We start from the raw sequence: 22,270 nt of genomic DNA, 5'->3' as shown, positions 1-22,270 counted from the left end.
GTGTGTTATTCCTTAACCGCGGCTCGCCGTTTCGACCGCTTGCGCCGTCAAATGCTCTTGATTTTTATCGAGTATTAACTGGGCTTGGCGCAGTGCCTCGAGCTTGTCGCTGTCGACCATGTCCACTATGTTTGGCTCAATTTGCATCTTAGGACGTACGCGTTGCATACCATTAACGACGATCTTGTCATCGGCCATCAAGCCTTGGGTTACAATGCGCAGTCCTTGGACTTTTTCGCCTAAGGTCACACCGCGATATTCGACCGTGCCATCATGAGCGACGACCAGCACAAACTTATTATTGAGATCTGTGCCAACCGCTTTATCGTCAATCAAGATCCCCTCATAGGCGCCACTGCCCGCAGTACGAAGACGCGCAAACAAGCCTGGCAATAGGTTATTGTCTTCATTGTTAAAAGTCGCACGAACTCGAATAGTACCCGTCTGCTTATCCATCGCATTATCCACAAAGTCGACCATGCCAATATGGTGATAATCGCGCTCATTGGCTAAAGCCATGTAAACAGGATTATCGCCAGCACGGGGATCGTTACGTTTGTTCTGCGCGGTTAACTTCACGTATTTAAGGTAGGTTTGCTCGTCCACATCAAAATAGGCATACATGCTGGCGGTAGAGACTAAGCTGGTCAGCACACTCTGCCCTGCGGTGACATAGTTACCCGCAGTGACGTTAGCGTAGGATACGCGGCCATCAATCGGCGCTTGCACTTGGGTATAAGCTAAATCAAGCTCGGCGCGCATGAGTGCTGCTTTCACCGAAGCGACTGCGGCTGCAGTCTGACGTTTATTCGACTCACGGGTATCGAGTAATTCGGCCGAGACCGCCTTTTGGTCAAATAACTTATGTGCTCGTTCAAAATCATTAGTGGCCAGTTGCTCTGCAGAGAGTGCGCTAGCAAGATCTGCTTTTAACCGGGCCACTTCCACTTCAAACACGCTTGGATCGATGCGAAATAACACTTCGCCTTTTTTCACTAAGGCGCCTTCTTTAAAATTTACTGAGTCTATATAACCCGACACCCGCGGGATAAGGGTGACACTTTCTGGCGCCTGTAAACGACCGGTAAACTCATCCCATTCGGTGACTCGCTCATGTAATACCTGAGCGACATCCACCTTAGGCGCACTCGGTGCAGGTCCCTGCTGCGCAGTTTGCTCACCACAAGCTGAAAGGACGAAAGCAGCCACAGCCGTTAACATCATTATTCGTAAAGGTTTGTTACTCATCATATTACTATCCTCAAAGTGGCGGGCATTTCACGCTGTTCGAACCACACACATGCAGCTGTGTTACAAACCAAACCAATTAAATACCGACTGGTAAAAAATATTCTGTACTGGACGGTAATATATAGCGTAAAATGATGCTGTCAACAAATTTATGTACCGATCGGTATTTAATTAAAAGTGTGCACTTACCCTAGGCAGGCAATGCGTCCAGAGGCAAAAGGCTACGAGTTTGAACTGCAAAGCATTTTGATGAATATTGAAGCAAACACTGACTAACGCAGATAACATGCTGAACTTAGGTGACACCTTGAATGACTAAGTAGACATATCCCCCTAAGTCCGTCATCGGTGGCAAGTGTGGCTGGACAGGGACTAAACCCATGTCTATCCTAGGGGCAATTGAGAATTGAGGAGCCTAATGATGTCAACCGTCACCCAGACGCCCTGTGTTGGTCGCCCACGAGCTTTTGACACTGACGATGCATTAGCAAAAGCCTTAGAAGTCTTCTGGCTCAAAGGTTTTGAAGGTACATCGTTAACCGATCTCACCCAAGCTATGGGCATTAATAAACCTAGCCTTTATGCCGCTTTCGGTAATAAAGAACAGTTATTTCTCAAGGCGATAGAATTATATGAACAACGCCCCTGTGCGTTTTTCTACCCGGCACTTGAACAAAAAACCGCCTATCAGGTTATCGAGTCAATGCTACTAGGTGCGGCAAGCTCTTTGGTGGATAAAAGCCATCCACAGGGATGTTTGATTGTTCAAGGGGCACTCACCTGTAGTGAAGCAGGACAAGCGATTAAAGATACTTTGATTAATCGTCGCCGTGACGGAGAAATAGCCCTGTGCGAACGACTGCAACGCGCCAAAGATGAAGGTGATTTGCCCGCTGACGCCGATCCCTTGCTGCTTGCCCGTTATATAGGCACTGTATTGCAAGGTATGGCCGTACAAGCGACCAGTGGAATTTGCCCGAATGAACTGCGCAAAGTGGCCGAACTAGTGCTGGCTAACTTTCCGCGTAATAATTAATCCTGATTCACCAATCCTGATCCACAAAAACTAAACCCCAGTATAGTACTCACTTAACTGGGGTTTTATTTATGCTTTGCTTTATTTCTGTCCAACCATTTATTTCTGTCCAACCAAGAGTTCTCTAAACAGTTGTCTGAGTCGTTTCAATAATGGCAGGCTGCTTTTATCTTGATGCTGGATCACATCGACGTTTGCATGCCAGCCTATCTGCTCAAATTCTATGGGGACGCGAGTTAAGTTACCCGATGAAACTAAATTGGACACCATATGCTCGGGCAATAGACACCAACCATGGCCCTGTAATGCGAGCTCCAATAACACGTAATAGTTATCGGCATACCAAACATCAGGACTGAACGCCTGCTGAAAACTACTGGTTTTAGTATTCCGTGAGCGGATGAGTAATTGTCGATACAGTCGCAATGAGTCCATGTTCGGTGCAACTGATTTTGCTAAGGGATGCGAACTCGCCACATAAAGATCGAATTGAATCACCCCAATACTCTCAAAATCTATACTACTTGGCATAGATAATTCACTAAAAATCAATCCTGTAGATGCTCTTCCCGAATGCACCATGTCGATAATATCTATGCTTGAGGCACTGAGAAACTCGAGTTCGATATTAGGGAAATCACCTTCTAACAACCGAATAATTTCAGATATTCTCTGTATCGGAATGCCTTCATCCATCGCAAGGCACACTTCTGAAGATTGACTACTGAAGAGCGATAAGGCGGTATGTTTGAGCCTACGATGTTGAAGAATCGTCGCTCTTGCGTAGGGCAGTAATTTACTACCTTCGGCCGTTAATACCGGATAACGACCCGAACGGTCAAATAACTCAACCCCACAGTCAATTTCAAGATTCATCACATGCTGGCTAATCACGGATTGTGCTTTCTTAAGTTGCCTTGCAGCATTCGAAAATGAACCCGATTCTACGGTTTCCATAAAGGCTTCGAGTTGTTCGAGACTAAACATATCGCTTTTACCGATACTATCTAACTATAACTTATCCCTATACTAGATAAAATTATGGCCATAGTCACATTAAATGAATGGGAAATAGCCATGAAAACGACAGAACGTATCTTTAACGCCTTACTCTTTGAAGCGATTGCACTCGCTATTATTATCCCCTTTTCTGCCCTTATATCAGGCAAGGGAACCAGTGAACTTGTCATAGTTGGTATCGCTTTGAGTCTTTATACCGTGGTATGGAACTACTTCTACAACCTAGGATTCGACAGGGTATTTGGGGCAAATCGAGAGCAACGCACTTTGAAAACCAGAATACTGCATACCTTTGGATTTGAAGGGGGACTTATTTTTATTAGCATACCGACCATCGCCTGGTTTCTACAGATAGGTTGGTTGGCAGCCATGGGCTTAGAGGCGGTTTTTTTGATCTTTTTCTTCTTCTACAGCACCCTATTCCATTGGTGCTATGACAAGTATCAGCCCTACAAGACTTGGTTTACTATGCAAGCCACTAAGGTCAAATAGCGCAGCTAAGATCAACACACATCACCATCAAACGAACCTCACTAAACAATTTAGCGATTCGTTTGATGGCAGCATTGAAACTTATCCAGTTCAATTTCTTCTACTTAGCAAGAAAGCTAAGCCAGTTCATGTGTTGCCCAGCGTAAAATCCCCCTTAAACACAACATAAAAATAATAGACCCGCACACAGTAAACTGAGGTTGTTGAAATATCCTATAAGCATCACAAAAGGACTAACTATCAGTAATTAATATTCAAATCATTAGTCTAGATATAATTCTTTATGCTATAAAAGCCATATATTAAGCGGGGAGATGGAAGCAAAATGCGTGCAGGGAACAGAATGAGGCTCAGGATGCAGCAGGCATTAAATTTGCCGTCAGCATTGATACTTAGCATCGTTTTATTGCTCATATCCATTATTTGCAACATGGCACTCGCTAAAGAAAGCAATGCAATACCAGCAGAATCGCAACCTCAAGCCATAACCTTAGCCGCAGAAGACAGTTGGCCACCTTTCGCCAATCAGTTTGGTCAAGGTATTTCCCATCGTTTAATCCAAGCCGCATTTAAACAGTCGCATATTGAAGTGAATAGCTTAGTTGTGCCCTACTCCCGCGCCTTAATGATGGCGGAAAAAGGTGCAGTTGATGGGGTGTTTAACGTCACCCGCGAGAACAGTACTGAGCAACGCTTCATCTTTGGAAACACCCCATTATTTATCGCCACGGCTTCTTTTTATCAAAAGAAACAAAAACCTATTCTTGCAGACAATAAATGGGCGCTACCTAAAGGCACCGTTATCGGCGTGATTAAAAGCTATGAATATGGCGATGAATTTCCCAAATTAGTTAAACAGCAACAGCTCAATATCGTCACCGTCGCCAACCAACAACAGCTCATCAATTTATTATTGATTGGTCGCATAGATGCCGCCTTGATGTTCGACTTAGTCGCCAAGGAAAACCTGAAAAAAATGGGCGTAGATGATGACGTCATTCCTGTATTTGCTAACCATAGCAGCGATATTTTTTTGGCCTTCTCAAAGGAAAATCCACAGGCACAGACCTTAGCGACCCAACTCGACGCGGGCTTATCGCAACTAAAAGCCACTGGCCAATACGACAAACTGCTCTTAGTCGCTGACTAATCCCTATCGCTGCAAGCGAATGAGAAATTACCGCTGCGAGCGAATGATCTCTTGATTCACCCAATATAACAGCTGCTTGATGGCCTTCGATAAGATCTGATTCTGGCGCACAATATAACCCAAACTGGTTGTGGGGAATTGCGGCAAAGGGGTGACTTTAGTGGTCAAATTCGCCTTAGTGTAAACCGAAAACTCCGGTACGATCGCCACACCAAATCCCGCCTCTGCCCAATCAATTTGCGCGTCAACACTGCCGACTTCCATTATTCTGTAATTCGATAAGTTCAGCGACGGTAATGCGGGATCTAACAATTCGCGGGTTCGCGTATCGTGTCCTAATAAAATCAACGTCGGTTGCTCGGCTAAGGGCGTATCCACAGAGGGTTTTGCCTGCTGCCATTGCTGTAAATTATCTCCGATTGCACACCATTTAATCTGTTGTAGCTCAGTAAAATGCAGTGGCTGACTTTCCTTCTGCGCAATCACAAACCCTAAATCGGCCTCGGCATTTTTCACCAATTCAGAGGCTTGTGATGAGGTAGTGTTGAGCAGTGAGAAATCTATTCCCGGAAACTCCGCCTTAAAAAGCTGAAACGGCTGGATCAACAATAACCGCGAGATAATGTCGCTGGCGGCAATGGTCAATGTGCCTTGACTAAGGTCATTAATCGCATTGAGATCCGCCTGACAAATTTGCAGCTCCATTAACGTCTTCTGACTGCTCTCTAACAGGCGAAATCCCGCTTGCGTTAATCGAAAGGGATTACGGTCAATCAACTTGACTCGAGTGCTTTGCTCTAACTGCTTAATATGCAAGCTAACATTGGGCTGCGTCATGTGCAGCGCTGTGGCCGCTTTCCCAAAATGCTTGTATTCAGCTAAAGTCACGAAGGTCTTTAACCAATGGATATCGAGCATAACGTCACCTTTTGCAAAGTATTAGAGTTAATGATAGCCAATGATATATGAAATTCTTATTGGGATGATAACCATAATTAATTTCTCTTATTTAAATGACGGGTCTAGCATAGCGTCTTAATCAATGAGGAGATGTTGTTATGCCGTCGATCGTGGTTGTGGGTGCAAATTGGGGTGATGAAGGCAAAGGCCGCATCGTAGATTATTTAGCCGCGGATGCCGCTGCCAGTATTCGCTTTCAAGGTGGTAACAACGCTGGCCATACCGTCGTCAACGACTATGGCACCTTTAAATTACACCAATTACCGAGTGGCATTTTCAACCCTAACTGCGTTGCAGTTTTAGGCCCTGGCATGGTGATCAGCCCTGAAAAACTCAGTGTAGAAATTGCTGAAGTGCAAGCGGCTGGCATTGAAGTCAAATTATGCATTTCTGACCGTGCTACCCTGTGCTTACCTCTACATGCATTAGAAGATACCTTAGAAGAACAACGTCTTGGCGACCTCGCCTATGGTTCAACCCGTCAAGGGATTGCGCCAGCCTATGGCGATCGCGTGATGAAAAAAGGCATTTTAGTCGGCTGGTTAAACCAACCTGAAGTGCTGCAAGAGCGCATTCAATTTATGCTCGACTGGAAATTACCGCAGTTAAAAGCGCTTTATCCAAGCTGCGATTTTAATCAAACCGCCGCCGAAATGACCGCATGGTTATTAGAAGTGACGGCACCTTGGCGTCCGTTTATTTGTAACGTGACAGAGCCATTAAAAGCATTACAAAAACAAGATGCGAGCTTACTGTTTGAAGCGCAATTAGGTGCTGGCCGCGACTTAGTCTACGGCGAATATCCTTATACCACATCTTCAAACGTGACTGCGGCTTACGCGGGTATCGGCAGCGGTTTACCAGCTCTGCGTCCAGAGCGCGTCATTGCTGTCGCGAAAGCCTTTAGCTCATCAGTCGGCACTGGCACCTTAGTGACCGCAATGGAAGAGCAAGACGCCTTCCGCGAAAATGCCAACGAGTTTGGTGCAACGACAGGCCGTCCACGTGACATGGGTTACTTCGACGCTGTTGCCACCCGTAATGGTGTTGAGCTACAAGCAGCAACCGAAATTGCCCTGACTAAGATTGATTGTCTTTCTGGCATGAAAGATCTGAAAATCTGTGTTGCCTATGCTGGTGAACACACTGAGAACCCAATTTGGCCACAAACTGCTGCGTTAAGCCCAGTGTATGAGCAAATGCAAAGCTGGAGCGAAGATATTACTAGTTGTCGCACCTTCGAAAGCCTACCAGTCGCCGCACAACAATATGTTGAACGTATTGAAGACTTAATGGGTGTACGCGTTAGCATGGTTTCTGTTGGACCAGAGCGCGATCAAATGATCATCCGCTAGTAAACAACATTTACCCTACAAAAAAGCCATATTCGCCTCGGTGAATATGGCTTTTTACTTTGATATGGTTTGTCATTAAAGAATCACTCAAGACGTTGATAGCGATGACTCGAATACCCCATATTCAAATATCGCCACTAAATGAAATGGCATTACTCTTCGAATACGTATTTATCTATCATACCGACCATACGACCAATTTCTGGTTTAGTAATGGTATCGTTAGCACCTAATGCCATCGCCTTTGTGCGGTTATCTTCACTCATTAAAGAGGAAAACATCACAATTGGCATTTGTCGATACGCCTTGGATTCTCTTAAGCGTTTCACCAAATGCATGCCATCCATGCGAGGCATCTCAACATCTGTAATAATGGCGCTGACAAAATCAGAAATAGAAGCATTATCTTGGTCAGCAAGATTCTCAAATTCCATTAGCATTTCAAGGGCATCACCACCATCTTTGGCTGTGATAATGTTGTAACCTGCGCTGCGAAGGGTATTTTCGATCATCTTACGAATAAAAGCGGAATCATCGACAATTAAAATCGTTTTCGCTTCACGTTTCGCCAGCATTTTATCATTGATCAGTACACTTCTATCGAGCGTGACATCGTACTTATCCATACTCAGTTCAGGATTGATATCGGCAATAATCTTCTCAAAATCCAATATCATAATGAGCATGCCATCACGGCGCACTACGGCAACGACACAATCATTTTCACCCGCTTCTAAAAATTGACTCGGCGATTCAACTTGCTCCCACGACACTCTATGGATGCTACGAACACTATCGATTAAAAACCCATTAATCATCTTATTAAAATCAGTCACTATGACCACTTTGTGGGTTAAATCCTCTGGTGTCGATATTCCGAGCCAACCGGCAAGATCGACCAAAGGGATCAACTTTTCTCGCAGCGAGAACACCCCAACCATGTGCCGCTGGGCATTGGGATAATCTGACGTTTCTGGCACCCTAATGACTTCTCTCACTTTGGCGACATTAATACCGTAATGACACACTTTATGGCCACCGTTAGGAAGTGTCTTATGTAGATGAAACTCAATAATTTCGAGTTCATTTGTGCCACTCTCTGTCAATATTTCTGATTTTTTAATTTCGCTCATATAAAGCTCTCAACCTAGCAAATCAACGTAAGAAAGGGATTGCAGTTATCAGTATAGGAAGGGATTAATGAATTAGGCACGATAGTGTGATTTTACTGCCTGATTAGCGTGATATTTTTTGGGTAACAAGCATTTTATCTATAAGCAGAAAAACGTCACATAATCGAATCTAATGACTATTTCAGTCGTCACATTGTCAATCATGTCCAGATTAAGCATCGCCGTTGCCGACCTAAAGTAGCCTGCACATTTCCCTTAACAGCGCTTTTGCCTATCCGCATTAGAGGTTTTGTTTTAAGAGATAAGCCGCTAAACTATTGCGCAATAAAACTATCTAGCATAGCCGTAGCCCATGCCGCAATTTAGCCCGACCTTTTCTTTCCCAGTGCAAATCTACTATGAAGATACTGATTTTTCTGGCGTGGTGTATCACCCCAACTTTTTGAAATACTTCGAGCGAGCCCGTGAGCATGTGATTGGTGCTGAACGTTTAAGTGCATTATGGCAACAAAACCAACTGGGTTTTGCTGTGTATCGTAGCGATATGCTGTGCCATGAGGGGGTGGAATTTGCCGATATTATCGATGTACGGACTAAATTTTACTTTGAGAGCAAGTATCGCACTGTGTGGCTACAGGAAATTTGGCGCCCTCAGGGCAAAAAACCTGCTGTCACGGCAACCATAGAAATGGTGTGTATGAATCAAGCCCGTCAATTAGCGCCTATGCCGGCAGAGTTAATCGCCATATTAAGTCTTGGTTTCACATCAAGCGAACAAAGCTAATACTCTTACATACAAGTACGCGCGCGATTTCCTGAGCTTATTTCGACATAAGCAAAGGCAACAAAAATCACTCAAAGAAGTACAACTCAAATAGCGATAACTGGACAGTATTAAGGCTCGACTGCAAGCCTTAGTACTCTTGATTTAACGAGCATTTGATTTGACGAGCATTTGATTTAACGAGCGCTTACTTTAATGAGAACAAGGTTTAGATTGTATTATGTAGTTGGGCCCAGTTCATTTCGAGTTCGGCGGCACTCATGGGCTTCGCGTAATACATACCTTGTATAGTATCAACCCCCATAGCCACTAACCTATCTCTAATCTCAAGCGTTTCAATTCCTTCAACAGTTACCTCATAACCGAGTTTTTTGGCAATATTAATACTGGCTTCGAGGATGTATTCCGACGGTTTATCCTGCTCCAGATCCTTTAAAAAGGCTTTATCGATTTTGACTTCATTAACGGGTAAATGCTTTAAATAAGCTAAGGAAGAATGACCCGTACCAAAATCATCAATTGCAAGTCTAACCCCTAAGGCACGTATCTTTCCTAACGTCTCGACCGCCTTAGTTAAATCCGCCATTAAAGTGCTTTCAGTAATTTCGATCATCAAAGATTCGGGGGGGAGCTGGTAATAGGCTAATCTTGCAGCAATTTCTTGGGGTATGGTTTCACTGTCAAGGTCCCGTGTCGACAGGTTAACTGCAACACACAATTGTATCCCCGCCGCGCGCCATTTTGCCTGCTGTGCTAAAACCTGATCAAGTGCCCATTGGCTGACTAAATCAATCATGCCAGCATATTCGGCTAAGGGAATAAATTCTCCAGGAGAAATAATGCCGAGTTCGTCATGCTCCCAACGCATCAAGGCTTCAACCTGAAAACATCGACCCGTGGCAATATCCTGTTTAGCTTGATACACCATATATACTTGATTACGTTGCAAACCTTTAGGCAAACTATCGATAATTTTCAGTTCTCTTAACTGACGAATATCATCATTTTGGGCATAGTATGCAATCGCGCTACGAGAATGGCGGGCTTTCTTCAGCGCCAAATCGACTCGACGTAGCATCTGACTCGTGTCGGCATGGTGTTCTTGTAAATGCAGACAACCGATTTGAAGCTTAACGCTGACGGGTGTGTTCTTAATGTTAAAAGGCACTTGCAACCGCCCTCTTAAGTGGACTAATTGCTCCTCAGTCAACGCTTGCTCGTAATATAAACAGAATTCATCACCATTGAGGCGTGCGATTAATCTCGGGGATAAACTTAAGCTGTTTAAGCGTTCGGCAAATTGCTTCAGCAGGATATCGCCAAATACAAAACCAAAGAGATCATTCACATAGCGAAATCGATAAATATCAATTAGCACTAATGTCCCTTGAGTCAGCGGCATCATGCCGGTAAGAGTACGTTTCAAGCCGACACGATTAACAAGTCCTGTTAGCTTATCCTTGCCCACACTTGCCGGTAACGCCTTTAATAATTCATTTAAAGTATGGTAGAGAGGAGCAAACGCTTGGGGGACGATGCCAATGTCTAAAGCTTGGCGTTCAACCTTTTGCTGCTCTAGCTGGGTACAAAGCTGTGCTAAGAATTTTTGCTGCGACCGTAAAGATCTGTATTTTGCCTGCAGGATATACAATGAAAATATCAATAAAGCGAGAGAAGCGACAACTAACCCGATTACGAACATACCTTGGCCTCTGCCATACCACGTAAGCTTTTTCTCAAATGACACGATAAAAGATATCAGCGCCATTTGAATTCCATTTAGGCCTAATGATTATTGGTAACTTTCTCTAATTGAATGGAATTTTTCCATAAACTCATCACTGGCTAAATCATCGGTCGTCACAGGTAATCCACGGGCGACAAACACACCGAGACGTTGCTCTAGTTCAGTGCCCGCTCGCAATTCACCGGTATAAAAGGCCGCTGCACGGATAAAGTCGAGATAGGTGACATGATCGGGTAGATAAGGTAAATCAGCCCAACGCTCAACCACTTCCATCACTTCGGTAGAGAAATCCCAACTTTTCAAAACAGCACGACCCAAAGGCCCTTGCATTTTACGTACGAGCGCGCGTAATTGATCAATGCTAGTGAATAAATGGGGATGCGCCTCCGCTTCTGTTAATACAGGTAAGGCGCCAATGTTATGCACGAGTCCAGCTAAGGTTAAGGTATCAAAATTTAACCGGCTGGTTGAATGGCGCTTATTATACATCTGCAGCATGGCACAAGACGCAGCAGTTACATCGATTGAGGTACGCCACACTTCGTCCATGACTTCCCACACCATTTCATTGGTGGAAATAAATAATTGCTCCATCGCCACCGAAGTGGCAATGCTTTTAATCTGGATTAACCCAATACGAGAAACCGCACTGTTGATACTTTCAGCTGGCACGCCTCGGCTATATAGCGCGCTGTTAGCGACCTTAATAATACGCGCAGAAATCGCTGCATCTTGGCCGATCACTTCTGCCACTTGTTTAAGGCTCGCATCGGAGCGTCCAACCACTTCTTGCACCCGCATCGCCACTTCAGGCAAGGTCGGTAGTACTAAGGCATCGTCTTTTAGTTTTTTTAATAAACTGACTAACAGTAGATGTTCGGTAGACATCTTAACTCCCATCAATCTGTAAACATCAACATTGGATTGTTGGAGTATATCAGTTGGCTGTCATTAGATGCGTAGAAAAAACTGCAGACGTTAATAATTTGTATGATTGCGTTATCAATTTTGCCTTACTTATCTGTCTTGATCATCGACCTCAACCATCACTCAAGTTGAAATATTCCGCTCCAGTTGATCTAAGCCAAACTCACTATATTCGTAAAATGTGAAGTACTGCTAAAGTTAACTAAGGCAATTTGCATACCCCTACTTTCATTGTGTAAAATGCCGCCCCCGCGCACCGCGTCATTTATTAACCCATTTGAGAGTGATTATGTTTAAACCTGAGCTGCTGTCTCCAGCTGGAACCTTAAAGAACATGCGCTACGCCTTTGCCTATGGCGCAGATGCAGTGTATGCCGGTCAGCCAAGATATAGTCTAAGGGTACGTAACAATGACTTTAAAATGGAAAACCTTGCCACTGGGATTGAAGAAGCCCATGCACTCGGTAAAAAGCTGTATGTGGTGAGCAATATCGCGCCCCACAATGCCAAGCTAAAAACCTATATCAAGGACATGGAACCCGTAGTGGCGATGAAGCCTGACGCACTGATCATGTCCGATCCCGGTTTAATCATGATGGTACGTGAAGCGTTTCCTGATCAAGTGGTGCATTTATCCGTGCAAGCAAATGCCATCAACTGGGCCTCGGTAAAGTTTTGGCAAACCCAAGGCATCAAACGCGTGATCCTGTCACGCGAATTGTCTTTAGATGAAATCGAAGAGATTCGTCAGCGCTGCCCCGATATCGAGCTTGAAGTGTTTGTGCATGGCGCCCTGTGTATGGCGTATTCAGGCCGTTGTTTACTCTCAGGTTATATCAATAAACGCGATCCTAACCAAGGCACCTGCACTAATGCTTGTCGCTGGAAATACGATGTACACGAAGCGCAGCAAAATGACAGCGGTGACATCATTGCCATGCCAAATGCGGTGCAAATTGAAACGCCAACGACCTTAGGCGCAGGCGCTCCCACAGATCAAATTTACCTACTACAGGAAGCCAATCGCCCCGGCGAATACATGCCCGCCTTCGAAGATGAGCACGGCACTTATATCATGAACTCTAAAGACTTACGGGCCATTCAGCACGTTGAGCGCCTGACTAAAATGGGCATAGACTCGCTCAAAATTGAAGGCCGCACTAAGTCCTTCTATTACGTTGCCCGTACAGCACAACTGTATCGCCGCGCGATTGAAGATGCTTCATCGGGTAAAGATTTCGACCGCAGCCTAATGAATCAATTAGAAGGCCTAGCCCACCGTGGTTATACCGAAGGCTTTTTACGTCGCCATGTCCATGATGAATACCAAAATTATGACTATGGCTACTCAGTTAGTGACACCCAACAATTTGTAGGTGAACTGACGGGCAAACGTAATCTTGCAGGATTGGCCGAAATTGAAGTAAAAAACAAGTTCTCCGTTGGCGACAGTGTTGAACTGATGACACCGCAAGGCAATATCAGTTTGACGATTGAACAACTCGAAAATCGCAAAGCTGAAGCAGTTGAAGCAGGCTTAGGTTCGGGGCACACTGTGTATCTGCCCGTGCCGAAAGAAGTCGATTTGAGCCACGGTATTTTGCTGCGTAACTTGCCCCAAGGTCAGGATACTCGCAACCCACATGAACTAGGTTAAGATCATGGCACTACTGATCGACGATAGCTGCATCAATTGCGACATGTGTGAACCTGAATGTCCTAATCAGGCCATCACTATGGGTGAAGAAATCTATGAAATCGATCCAGACCGTTGCACCGAATGTGTGGGTCACTACGACAAACCGACTTGCGTATCTGTCTGCCCCATTGATTGCATCGACCCAGATCCAAACCGTGTCGAATCTAACGACGAATTGTTAGTGAAATTTGCCGTGTTAACGCAAAAAGCTTAATCACGTCACCTGACCGAGTGGCTATAATGCCTCTCGGTCAAATCTGCTCTAATACCTGCCATAACCTGCGCAAAACAACCCGCATAAAAAATCACAATAATGATGCATTTAACGGTATGAGGAACCTTTAAATCGCTTAAATCCAAGCTTTTATTTCAGCATTAGTCAAAACACTACTTTAGACTGACTTCTTTTCAGCGGTGAATGTCAAAAAAGTAGCAGACGGAATTTATCGCTGCTTCACAGTTTATGATTCGGACTAAATGTCGCTTGATAAATCACCAATTTTACAAACTCGGTTGTTTTAATAGACTAATAGTTATTATTTTGACGCTTATTTGTACACCTCACTCTTTAGCTAAGTAAAAAGTCACCCACGGTCAAATTGTAAATCAAGTGTTACATTTTAACCTTGTAAATTAGATACGCCTTAAGCACCGAACTGGGCAGGTTGAAAATACCTTCTACATTGAATTGTGTCTCGAAGTCCGTGGAGACATAAAAAGAAAATGGAGTTCAACATGCATAAGAAACATTTAATTGCAGTCGCGGTCGCAACTGGACTTGCTTACTTCCCTGTTAACGCTAATGAATACCAAGCGAGTATGGTAAGTGTCCCGCAATCTAAAGCCATCAAAGATACTTACATTGTTGTATTCAATACCCCAAGCGTTCTTAATCTAAGTAATAACAACACCATAGCTGAATTCGCGACGAAACAAGCCGAGAGTTTAGTCAACCAATATGATGTCACTGTGATGAAAAACTTTGGCAATGTGCTCAATGGTGTACTCATCAAGGCCAGCGCCCAACAGATTAAAGCACTGCGTAAAGATCCAAATGTGAAATACATAGAACAAGATCAAATCATGTCAGTAACGCCTATGGTTGAAGCCAATGCCAATCAACCGAGTCCGACCTGGGGCATAGACAGAATCGATCAACGAAACTTGCCATTGGATAGTAACTATCACACGGATTTCGACGGCTCTGGTGTAACCGCCTTTGTGATCGATACTGGCGTGCTTAATTCTCACAATGAGTTTGGTGGTCGCGCCAGCAGTGGCTATGATTTTGTGGATAATGATTACGATGCGACTGACTGTAACGGCCATGGTACCCATGTGGCAGGAACTGTTGGCGGCGCTACCTACGGTGTGGCTAAAAACGTCAATCTTGTGGGCGTCAGAGTACTCAACTGTTCAGGTTCAGGTAGTAACTCTGGCGTGATTGCAGGGATAAACTGGGTGAAAAACAATGCTTCCGGCCCCGCCGTCGCAAACATGAGTTTAGGAGGCGGCGCCTCCCAAGCAACTGATGATGCAGTCAATGCCGCAGTTGCCGCAGGGGTCACTTTCGTAGTGGCGGCGGGTAACGACAACAGTAGCGCTTGTAATTACTCACCCGCACGGGCGGTAAATGCCATCACGGTTGGTTCAACCACCAGTAACGATTCCCGCTCGAGTTTTTCTAACTTCGGGACTTGCCTTGATATCTATGCGCCAGGTTCGAGCATTACGTCTGCTTGGTATAACTCGAATTCAGCGACTAATACCATAAGTGGTACCTCAATGGCTGCCCCACATGTGGCAGGCGTTGCCGCATTATACTTAGATGAAAATCCAAATCTCTCTCCCGCACAGGTGACAAACTTACTCACGACGCGCGCCACGTCAAATAAAGTTACAGACGCGAAAACAGGCTCACCGAATAAGTTACTGTTTTCACTTGCAAGCGATGATGGTGGCTGTGGCAATAATTGCCCCGTCGATGAAACACCGCTGCAAAATAATGTGGGTGTCGCAATCAGTGGCGCCACAGGTTCTGCGACGTATTACTACATCGATGTCCCAGTCAATGCGGCAAGTTTAGGGATCAATCTAGCGGGTGGTTCTGGTGATGCGGATATTTATGTCAGCCAAGGACAAAAACCGACGACAACAAGCTACCAATGCCGCCCCTATCAAAATGGCAACAACGAGAGCTGTAACTTCACCACACCTACGGCGGGTCGGTGGTATGTGATGGTGCAAGGCTATAATAATTACGCCAATGCCCAACTGACAGCCAGCTATAACCTGAATGGCGGCGGAAGCTGCACCGATGCAAACTGCTTAACCAATGGCGTACCTGTCACGAATTTAAGCGGGGCAACGGCAACAGAGAAACTGTATAAGATAGTGGTTCCAGCCAATAGCCAACTCAACATTGCCACCAGTGGCGGAACTGGAGATGTAGACCTGTATGTCAAAGCAGGCACTACCCCAACGACCACCAGCTATGATTGCCGTCCCTATAAAAATGGGAACAATGAAAGCTGTTCGATTACAGTGACTCAAGCGGGAACTTACCATGTGATGTTACGCGCTTATTCGAGCTACTCGGGACTACAACTGAGTGCAAGCTACTAACTCATTGACCAAACCATACAATAAAGTTTAAATAAAAATAAGCCCACTAAGATAATAACTTAGCGGGCTTCTTTATGGAATTAGCAGTGTGTAGTCTCACTAAATAACGTTAAAAGCTTGGGGATTTGGCGAGAATAATTGTCGGTTTCGCTTCAATTTGAAGACGCTCAATCACAGCGGCAAGCTTTTCAACACTAAGACGAATTGGGGCTGGCATACTGGCAAATTCGATACTTAGCAGCAGGTTTTTCACTTCGAGTCCTAATTCAGTATCACCTTGAATACTCAGCTTACGCTGGAAGAATAGCGTGTCGGGATCTTCCTTCGCCGCCGCCACTAACACTAGCTCAGCAGAGTTGGCACTGAAGGTCACCTGCGCATCGGTGAGCTCTCTGACTTGCCATTTTCCATTAAAACTGACTTCGAAGGCTAAGTTTATATCTTCCACTCGAATCGCGACCCATTTATCCGTCAAAAATCCAAGCTCATCGTCAGCAGCTTGCTCGGCAAGTAAGAGTTCAAGCAATTGGCTGATGGCTTTTGCTTTGAGGCTAAACGGCATCTTAGCAAGGGGAAAGCCGATGGCTTTTGGGGTGAACTCTAAAAGTTGCTGAGCAAATTTTGCGAAAAAAACAGCGGACATAGCGGGAACCCTACAAGAATAAAACATGATATATCCCAGTTTATCGGGATTTTATGATCTTAAACCTGTTTTAAATCAATTCATCGCCATTCAATCTTACCTACACTCAGCGGCTATCATTTTATCGGGAGCATCACTATGGAGCTGTTGTGTCCAGCAGGAAATCTGGCCTCGCTAAAGTCGGCATTACATGCCGGAGCCGACGCTGTGTATCTAGGGTTAAAAAACGACACCAACGCGCGCTCGTTTGCAGGATTAAACTTCACCCCCGCAAAATTGCAAGAAGCCACTGAGCTGACGCAAAAGCACGGCAAAAAAATCTTTTTGACCTTAAATACTTTTCCAAAGCCCGGTGAAGAGCATCGTTGGTATCAGGCTATCGATTTAGCGGCAAAACTGGGTATGGATGCATTAATTGTCGCCGATCTTTCTTTACTCGATTATGCCCATAGGCACTATCCAAACCTGCCACTGCATTTATCGGTGCAGGCCAGTGCAACCAATCTGGGTGCGCTGAGCTTTTATAAGGAAGCCTTTAACATCGCCCGAGTAGTATTGCCACGGGTGTTATCCATGAAACAAGTACGGGATCTTGCTAAAGTCAGCCCAGTGGATTTGGAAGTATTCGCCTTTGGTAGTCTGTGCATTATGGCCGAAGGGCGTTGCCAGCTATCATCCTATGTAACGGGCCAATCGCCCAACACAGGTGGATCTTGTTCACCAGCAAAACACGTTCGCTGGCAAGAAGAAGGACAGAACCGATTAACCCGGCTCAACGATGTGTTAATCGATAAATCGGCCCTCGACGAACAAACGGGTTATCCCGTGGTATGCAAAGGCCGTTACATCACAGCAGATCAAGATTCGCCGCAATATTTACTCGAATCACCAACCAGTTTGAATACCTTAAGCTTACTTCCAGAGCTAGCCAAGGCGGGCATAGTGTCGCTGAAAATCGAAGGACGTCAACGCAGCCCCGCCTATGTTGAACAAGTCACTCGAGTATGGCGTCAAGCCATAGACACCTATCTAAATAATCCAGCGCTGTACTCACAAAGCCAAAATCAACCCCATTGGGAACAAGCCCTAGCGAAAGTATCCGAGGGTCAAATCACTACGCTTGGCGCCTACGAGCGCGATTGGCAATAAAAGGTAAATAGAGAGCAAGATTGACAAAGGACACCTTATGAAGATTTCCCTAGGACCACTGTTGTATTGCTGGCAGAAACAGCAAGTCGCTGACTTTTACCAGCAAGTCGCCGCCAGTCAAATTCCCTTAGTGTATTTAGGTGAGGCGGTTTGTAGCCGCAGACGCGAACTCAAGTGGGGCGATTATCTAGAGCTGGCGCAAATGCTCAAGCAGGCGGGTAAAGAAGTCGTGCTTTCGACGCTGGCCTTAATCGAAGCGCCATCTGAATATACTGAGCTCAAACGCCAGGTCGATAACGGTGAATTTATCGTCGAAGCAAACGATATGGCGGCAGTGTATCTTGCCAACGAGCACAAGCTGCCCTTCGTCTGCGGCGCGAGTATCAATAACTACAATCGCGCCAGTTTAGATATTTTGCAGCGGTTTGGAATGCAAAGATTTGTGATGCCAGTGGAGCTATCTAAGGCTTGGTTGCAACAAGTGATTCAAGAACAGCCATCATTTGAGGTGGAAGTGCTCGGCCACGGCTATTTACCACTCGCCCATTCGGCGCGCTGCTTTACCGCTAGACACAAACAGCTCACGAAAGATCATTGCGAAACGGTATGCCGTGAATACAGTAAAGGACTACTCGCGCAAACCCAAGAGCAGCAACCTTTACTCAGGCTCAATGGAATTCAAACCCAATCCGCTAGCTGTTTAGATTTACGCAGTGAAATAGCGGCAATGACACAAATGGGGGTCGATGTGTTTCGAGTATCACCCAGTAGTCTTGACTGCATCACTAAAGCCAATGCTTTGGTCGATACGATTCAAGCGACTAAAAATACTCAGGATTTTTCGATGAATAGCAAACTTGGTACAACCCAGTGCAACGGTTATTGGTTTGGTGAAGCGGGCCTTGCTGTGCATGTGAATCCATAGCCTAAAGCTGAAGTTAAGCCTAAATTTAAAGATAACTCAGCCAATGATTTTGGGATCTTGGCTGAAGCTTAACTGGCTAAAAAGCAGCACACTTGTCCAGCACAATAAACTTCCCAGTCCAATCCATTCTAGTAGGGCTGGCCACCACAAAGTAGGACGCGGCAGTTGCAATACCATCTCCTGATAAAACGGTCTATCACCTTCGGTCAAACCTAAATTGAGCTGTGGTGCATACAGAAACGTCAACATGCTACATAAGACTATTAACGCCAACAACCCAGTCCAACGGCCAAAGTTAGACTTGCCGAAACAGACCAAGGCTAAATAGAAGATCGCACTCAAACTCCCCAGATAGAAAAACCATTTCAGCCCAAGAACATGCAAGTGATACACGTTCACCGGAAATAATCCCACGCTCGCTAAAGCCAGAAAAGTGAGAGCCAAACTGATAAAGAAAGGGTATCCCCAGCAAGAAGTCACCTGCTGCAAAGAAGACAAACAATAGAAAACGAGGCTTAAACTGCCAAAAAACAATCCACCGTTGAGAATGACAGCGAAAGACGAATGACCATAAGTCCCTAATTCACTTAGGGTGTGATTCAAAAAGTTGAAGCGATGGAATTCAGAATCATCGAACCCCAAAACAGTAATAACAATGCCAATTAAAAGCCCAAAGATCCCCAAAAAACCAAACTTAATGGCCAGTGTTGAGCCGCCTTTAATCGTAACCTTCTGTACTTTTGCGATCATGAATACTAGAGCTGGATGGGAGTAATACTAACTTACATGGAAATGAGAAGATTTAAAGCGGCGGGTATCCGCTTTATGAATAATATTTTTACTTTCATCGTTATTTGCGACTTTTTAGTCAATCACAAAAGCATCAAGATAATGGAGAAGGTCACTTTTAGAGATAAGTCGATTTAAAGGCTTATCGCATAAAAATGTGTCCTAGTGCCCAAGGATCCTTAACATTACCGCGATATGCACAACAGGTTCTCGCCAACGCTATATAGCCAGAGTTATCTCTATTGCACTTTCAAATCGAACAGAAAACCAACCAACACGGCAGTAACGCTAAAGTTGTTGATGCATTTTTGTGCAGAAATAACATCTAGATAGTTTCACACACATCAGTAAACAAGTAATTAACCAGTCGTTAGCCAACCTCAAGTGAGTGATGATAACGCCATGTTTAATAATGCTTTTACAGTAATGCAAGCCAATATAGCCACTCTTAATTTATCGAAAACTGAAGTAAAATAACTATGCTGTTTTGCTGCTTATATCAAACTAACTAGCGAATCGTTTTACATAGAGAAGCTAAGCGAGTAATCTTCCCCATTCTCGTTTTTGAGTTGAATTTAAATGCACCTTAATTAGCGTCGACAGCTTGTTACGTGCGGCTATTTATTCAAATTTACCATGTACGACTCGTACTTTAAGGTGTACAACATTGGCTACTGAAAATAAAAACCGAAACATTAAGACGATACTCACCTTTATCGTCCCTTCGCTGATTGGTCTGTTGTTATTTATGACCCCTATCAGCTACAACGATGCGATCACAATTCCTATCGCTATCATATCTAAAGCACTGCAAGGCGCATTGAGCGGTGTGCTAACCCTCATAGTGACTATTATTGTTGTGACTACGGCGCTGGCCTCTTTACTGTCAAAAGTGTTTAAGCCCACATTTGTTAGCCAAAATCACTTCCTTAATGGTTTATTGAATGTCAGCCCTATGTGGTTGACGACTCGAATCTTAGGTGCAGTGTTTATCGTACTGACTTACTTAGGTTTAGGTCCAGAGATCATCAACTCCTCGAGCACTGGCGCATTAGTCTTAAACGACTTATTACCTGTGTTGTTCTCAGTATTTATCTTTGCGGGTATGTTACTGCCGCTGCTGCTGAACTTCGGCCTACTCGAGCTCTTTGGCACACTCTTAACGAAAGTCATGCGTCCCGTGTTCAATCTACCGGGTCGTAGCGCTATTGATTGTATGGCCTCATGGTTAGGTGATGGCAGTGTCGGTATTTTGCTGACCAGCAAACAATACGAAGCCCGTTTTTATACCCAGAGAGAAGCCGCAGTTATTGGTACAACCTTCTCGGCGGTATCGATTACCTTCAGCTTAGTGGTGATCTCACAAGTTAAGTTAGAGCATATGTTTGTGCCCTTTTATTTGACTGTGTGCCTCGCGGGTTTTGCCGCCGCTGTGATTGTGCCTAAGTTGCCACCATTATCGTGGAAGAAAGACAACTACATAGATGACACACCACGCATGCCAGATGATGAGCTAATCCCAGCTGGACATGGCGCCTTATCTTGGGGCTTTGATAAAGCCTTAGAAAAAGCCGCCAGTGCCGGTGGCATAAAAGCGGTCTTAAATGAAGGTATTAAAAACGTTGTCGATATGGTGTTTGGTATTATTCCTGTGGTAATGGCCATTGGTACGCTGGCACTGATTATTGCCGAGCACACGCCCATATTTAACTATTTGGGTATGCCGTTTATTCCATTACTCGAATTACTGCATATTCCAGAAGCCACTGAAGCCTCTAAAACAATCGTGGTCGGTTTTGCGGATATGTTTATTCCGTCAATCCTTGCCAGCTCAATTGAATCAGATATGACCCGCTTTGTAATTGCAGCCTTGTCTGTGACTCAGTTGATCTATATGAGTGAAGTCGGTGCACTGCTTATCGGCAGTAAAATTCCCGTCAACTTCGTTGAGCTTTTCGTGGTGTTTATTCTACGCACCTTAGTGACACTACCTGTTATCGCAGGTGTAGCCCATTTATTGTTCTAACATTACGCTAGTTTGGGCCTAACGTAGGTTTTAATGTAAGTCCAACAAACGTTCTAAAAAAGGGGAGTCAGATTAACTGACTCCCCTTTTTGCACTAACTCATACACGAACAGGCTGTTTTGATTATATAGCGTGACTTAATCGTACAATCTCCACTCGACACCACACAACTCACTTTGGGACAGAAATGTGTTGGAAAGTAGTGTTTGGGGTGCAGTAATTTCAGTTGTTAGAAGTTTAGCGTTTACGGGTATCCACTAGCACAGGCTTGCCATGGCATTCGCTCGTCGACTCGCAGCAAGTCCGTATATGGACACCTCAAATAGATCAACCACTTTTTGAGTAACAGAAAGTAATACTGCGTACGTATATCCGACCTGTTTGTGAGAATCTTTGTTCTCTGGCCTTAATGAGAACCGCGCCTTTGCTGCTTATCGTCCTTTCGGAGTCATATGCTCCTTGTACTCTCTCAGCATCTGCAAAGGCCGGTATTACCTGTTACTTCATTATCTGTAGTCGTGTTTTAAGGTGAGTTTAATACTCGATTTTTACATACATA

At 44.7% G+C, this 22,270-nt stretch carries 19 protein-coding genes; 11 read left to right on the top strand and 8 right to left on the bottom strand.

Annotation, left to right across the window (positions count from 1 at the left end):
• Positions 1–12: 12 nt before the first annotated feature.
• Positions 13–1,251 (bottom strand): efflux RND transporter periplasmic adaptor subunit, encoded by a 1,239-nt coding sequence (locus L5L97_RS03775; protein ID WP_263181186.1) that lies wholly within the window; start codon positions 1,249–1,251, stop codon positions 13–15.
• Positions 1,252–1,669: 418 nt separating this feature from the next.
• Between L5L97_RS03775 and L5L97_RS03770 the strand changes: the two genes are divergently transcribed.
• On the top strand, positions 1,670–2,287 hold the full coding sequence (locus L5L97_RS03770) for a TetR/AcrR family transcriptional regulator (protein WP_198572928.1): 618 nt from the start codon (positions 1,670–1,672) through the stop codon (positions 2,285–2,287).
• 99 nt (positions 2,288–2,386) lie between these two features.
• On the opposite strand, the gene L5L97_RS03765 is transcribed toward L5L97_RS03770, so the two are convergent.
• Positions 2,387–3,274, bottom strand: a complete 888-nt coding sequence (locus L5L97_RS03765) for a LysR family transcriptional regulator (protein WP_212599308.1) — start codon at positions 3,272–3,274, stop codon at positions 2,387–2,389.
• 90 nt (positions 3,275–3,364) lie between these two features.
• Here L5L97_RS03765 and L5L97_RS03760 point away from each other — a divergent pair, with 90 nt between their 5' ends.
• Positions 3,365–3,799 (top strand): PACE efflux transporter, encoded by a 435-nt coding sequence (locus L5L97_RS03760; protein WP_263161960.1) that lies wholly within the window; start codon positions 3,365–3,367, stop codon positions 3,797–3,799.
• 325 nt (positions 3,800–4,124) lie between these two features.
• Positions 4,125–4,949, top strand: coding sequence for a substrate-binding periplasmic protein (locus L5L97_RS03755; protein ID WP_263181185.1), 825 nt, complete (start codon positions 4,125–4,127; stop codon positions 4,947–4,949).
• Positions 4,950–4,976: 27 nt separating this feature from the next.
• Here L5L97_RS03755 and L5L97_RS03750 read toward each other — a convergent pair whose 3' ends face one another.
• Entirely contained in the window at positions 4,977–5,867 is an 891-nt protein-coding gene (locus tag L5L97_RS03750) for a LysR family transcriptional regulator (protein ID WP_028761417.1), read from the bottom strand.
• A gap of 140 nt (positions 5,868–6,007) precedes the next feature.
• Here L5L97_RS03750 and L5L97_RS03745 point away from each other — a divergent pair, with 140 nt between their 5' ends.
• Positions 6,008–7,264: an adenylosuccinate synthase gene (locus tag L5L97_RS03745; RefSeq protein WP_113939327.1), complete on the top strand. Its 1,257-nt coding sequence runs from the start codon at positions 6,008–6,010 to the stop codon at positions 7,262–7,264.
• Positions 7,265–7,416: 152 nt separating this feature from the next.
• Here L5L97_RS03745 and L5L97_RS03740 read toward each other — a convergent pair whose 3' ends face one another.
• Complete coding sequence (locus tag L5L97_RS03740) at positions 7,417–8,397, bottom strand: chemotaxis protein (RefSeq protein ID WP_105251730.1); 981 nt, start codon at positions 8,395–8,397, stop codon at positions 7,417–7,419.
• Positions 8,398–8,749: 352 nt separating this feature from the next.
• Here L5L97_RS03740 and L5L97_RS03735 point away from each other — a divergent pair, with 352 nt between their 5' ends.
• Positions 8,750–9,181 (top strand): thioesterase family protein, encoded by a 432-nt coding sequence (locus L5L97_RS03735; protein ID WP_168822859.1) that lies wholly within the window; start codon positions 8,750–8,752, stop codon positions 9,179–9,181.
• Between the two features lie 208 nt (positions 9,182–9,389).
• Here the strand turns inward: L5L97_RS03735 and L5L97_RS03730 are convergent, their stop codons facing one another.
• On the bottom strand, positions 9,390–10,883 hold the full coding sequence (locus L5L97_RS03730) for a putative bifunctional diguanylate cyclase/phosphodiesterase (protein ID WP_263181306.1): 1,494 nt from the start codon (positions 10,881–10,883) through the stop codon (positions 9,390–9,392).
• A gap of 90 nt (positions 10,884–10,973) precedes the next feature.
• Positions 10,974–11,816: an HDOD domain-containing protein gene (locus tag L5L97_RS03725; protein WP_028761421.1), complete on the bottom strand. Its 843-nt coding sequence runs from the start codon at positions 11,814–11,816 to the stop codon at positions 10,974–10,976.
• Between the two features lie 328 nt (positions 11,817–12,144).
• Between L5L97_RS03725 and yegQ the strand changes: the two genes are divergently transcribed.
• From yegQ to L5L97_RS03710, 3 genes are all read left to right on the top strand, one after another.
• Positions 12,145–13,512 carry a tRNA 5-hydroxyuridine modification protein YegQ gene (gene yegQ, locus L5L97_RS03720; RefSeq protein WP_105251727.1) on the top strand — a complete coding sequence of 456 codons (1,368 nt, stop codon included), beginning with the start codon at positions 12,145–12,147 and terminating at the stop codon, positions 13,510–13,512.
• A 4-nt stretch (positions 13,513–13,516) separates the two neighbouring features.
• A complete protein-coding gene (locus tag L5L97_RS03715) occupies positions 13,517–13,768 on the top strand; it encodes a YfhL family 4Fe-4S dicluster ferredoxin (RefSeq protein ID WP_006082676.1) in 252 nt (83 codons plus the stop codon).
• Positions 13,769–14,289: 521 nt separating this feature from the next.
• Entirely contained in the window at positions 14,290–16,179 is a 1,890-nt protein-coding gene (locus tag L5L97_RS03710; protein ID WP_263181184.1) for a S8 family peptidase, read from the top strand.
• A gap of 109 nt (positions 16,180–16,288) precedes the next feature.
• Here L5L97_RS03710 and L5L97_RS03705 read toward each other — a convergent pair whose 3' ends face one another.
• Positions 16,289–16,822: an SCP2 domain-containing protein gene (locus L5L97_RS03705; protein WP_219234640.1), complete on the bottom strand. Its 534-nt coding sequence runs from the start codon at positions 16,820–16,822 to the stop codon at positions 16,289–16,291.
• Between the two features lie 138 nt (positions 16,823–16,960).
• On the opposite strand from L5L97_RS03705, the gene L5L97_RS03700 reads away from it, so the two are divergent.
• Together L5L97_RS03700 and L5L97_RS03695 are read left to right on the top strand one after the other, a co-directional pair.
• The gene (locus L5L97_RS03700; protein ID WP_263181182.1) at positions 16,961–17,971 is read left to right on the top strand and encodes a peptidase U32 family protein; all 1,011 of its coding nucleotides are present in this window, start codon (positions 16,961–16,963) and stop codon (positions 17,969–17,971) included.
• Between the two features lie 37 nt (positions 17,972–18,008).
• Positions 18,009–18,896, top strand: a complete 888-nt coding sequence (locus tag L5L97_RS03695) for a U32 family peptidase (protein WP_263181180.1) — start codon at positions 18,009–18,011, stop codon at positions 18,894–18,896.
• Positions 18,897–18,932: 36 nt separating this feature from the next.
• Here L5L97_RS03695 and L5L97_RS03690 read toward each other — a convergent pair whose 3' ends face one another.
• Positions 18,933–19,646 (bottom strand): hypothetical protein, encoded by a 714-nt coding sequence (locus L5L97_RS03690; RefSeq protein ID WP_028761881.1) that lies wholly within the window; start codon positions 19,644–19,646, stop codon positions 18,933–18,935.
• Between the two features lie 706 nt (positions 19,647–20,352).
• On the opposite strand from L5L97_RS03690, the gene L5L97_RS03685 reads away from it, so the two are divergent.
• Positions 20,353–21,711, top strand: a complete 1,359-nt coding sequence (locus L5L97_RS03685; RefSeq protein WP_131523258.1) for a YjiH family protein — start codon at positions 20,353–20,355, stop codon at positions 21,709–21,711.
• Positions 21,712–22,270 lie beyond the last annotated feature (559 nt).

Origin of the sequence: Shewanella sp. SM71 (genome assembly GCF_025653905.1) — a bacterium.
Lineage (GTDB): Bacteria > Pseudomonadota > Gammaproteobacteria > Enterobacterales > Shewanellaceae > Shewanella > Shewanella oncorhynchi.
Note: the sequence above shows the minus strand (reverse complement) of the source record. Positions and strands in the feature narration are given on the sequence as shown.